Annotated in this window: 2 protein-coding genes and 1 pseudogene; all 3 read left to right on the forward strand. The window is 71.5% G+C overall.

Going from position 1 to position 1833, the window contains the following annotated elements:
• Nucleotides 1-185, forward strand: a pseudogene (locus CW362_RS42725) (hypothetical protein); the annotation flags it as partial.
• A gap of 146 nt (nucleotides 186-331) precedes the next feature.
• Nucleotides 332-901 carry a carboxymuconolactone decarboxylase family protein gene (locus tag CW362_RS42730; RefSeq protein ID WP_103554945.1) on the forward strand — a complete coding sequence of 190 codons (570 nt, stop codon included), beginning with the start codon at nucleotides 332-334 and terminating at the stop codon, nucleotides 899-901.
• Between the two features lie 28 nt (nucleotides 902-929).
• Nucleotides 930-1796 (forward strand): RNA polymerase sigma-70 factor, encoded by an 867-nt coding sequence (locus CW362_RS42735; RefSeq protein ID WP_103554946.1) that lies wholly within the window; start codon nucleotides 930-932, stop codon nucleotides 1794-1796.
• Nucleotides 1797-1833: the final 37 nt, after the last annotated feature.

Here is a 1833-nt window from a genome sequence, read left to right on the forward strand (position 1 = left end):
GCGACCCGGGCCCCGGCACACTGACCCGGATCGACGGGTGCACGGGCGCGGCCACCCCGATCACCACCGACACCCCGCTGACGGAGCCCACCGGCCTGGCCGTCAACGCCAAGGGCGACATCTACGTCACCAGCAACACGCTGAGCACCACCGACGGCCGGCTGCTGAAGTTCCCGGCCCCCTGAGCGGGCCCACCAGCAGCCCGGCACCCCACGCCCGCCACCGCCCGGCGGGCGTCCGCCGGCGCACGAGGGCGGTTGTCACACTCGTGCGCCCGGCGGTGTCTTCATGCCAAAGCAGGCCGCAAGGCCCCCGGAACAAGGAGAACGACATGGCACCGCGCATCCCCAAGGCCGAACTCCCCGCCGAGATGAAGGAGGCCCTGGTCAAGCAGCTCGGCTCCGTGCCCGAGCCCGTCGAGGTGGTCTTCAACAACCCCGCCGTCGCCACCTCCAACCTGGAGTTCTCGGCGAAGGCCGCCGCGTGGGACGCGGTCGACGAGGGCCTCAAGACGTTCGCCCACATGGCCGTTGCGGCCCAGGTCGGCTGCAGCTGGTGCCTGGACATCAACTACTTCGCCGCCCTGAACCAGAACCTCGACCTGGCCAAGGCCAGCCAGGTGCCCAACTGGCGCGACTCCGAGGCGTTCACCGAGCTGGAGCGCGAGGTGATGGAGTACTCCGAGGCCATGACCAACACCCCGCCCACCGTCACCGACGAACTGTCGGCGAGCCTGCTCAAGCAGCTCGGCCCGGCGGGCCTGGTCGAACTCACCGTCTTCATCGGGTTCGCCAACCTCTCGACCCGGGTCAACACCGCACACGGGATCACCTCCCAGGGCTACTCCGAGGCCTGCCAGATCCCGCTGGCCAAGCGCCCCCGGACCTCGGACGCCGCCTGACACCATGACCGGTGTGACTCATGACGCCATGACCGACGACCCGTTCGTCGTCCACCGCAACCTGCTGTTCACCGTCGCCTACGAGATGCTCGGCTCCGCGGCCGACGCCGAGGACGTGCTGCAGGAGACCTGGCTGCGCTGGGCCGGCGTCGACCGCTCCCAGGTCCGCGAGCCACGGGCCTACCTCGTACGGGCCGTCACCCGCCAGTCCCTCAACCGGCTGCGCACCCTCTCGCGCAGCCGCGAGGACTACGTGGGGGAGTGGCTCCCGGAGCCGCTGCTGACCAGCCCCGACGTGGCCGAGGACCACGAACTCGCCGAGAGCGTCTCGATCGCGATGCTGACCGTGCTCGAGACGCTCGCCCCCACCGAACGGGCCGTGTTCGTGCTCCGCGAGGTCTTCGACATGCCCTACACGGAGATCGCCCGGGCCGTCGGCAAGTCGGCGGCCGCGGTGCGGCAGATCGCCAAACGCTCCCGCGAGCACGTGGCCGCCCGCCGGCCGCGGATGCAGGTCAGCCGCTCGGAACAGCAGGCCGTGGTGAAGCGGTTCCTGACCGCGCTGCGCACCGGCAGGCTGCAGGACCTGCTCGACGTCATGGCCCCCGACGTGGTCATGATCGCCGACGGGGGCGGCATCGTCTCCGCCGCCCTGGCGCCCATCCACGGCGCCGACCAGGTGGCACCGGTCCTCGCCCGCGCCCAGCGGGTCGTCGACGCGCTCGAGACGACCGCCGTGTGGCTCAACGGCGCGCCCGCCGGCCGCATCGCGTTCGACGGCGAACCGGCCGCGATCAGCATCGACGTCGAGGACGGCCGCATCACCCGGATCTACGTGGTGCGCAACCCGAACAAGCTCAAGCGCCTGGACGAACTGGCCCAACTGGCCAGGTAGCCGGCGCCCCGGCCGGGCCGGGCGGCACGAACCGCCC

Source organism: Streptomyces populi (assembly GCF_002911015.1).
Taxonomy (GTDB): domain Bacteria; phylum Actinomycetota; class Actinomycetes; order Streptomycetales; family Streptomycetaceae; genus Streptomyces; species Streptomyces populi.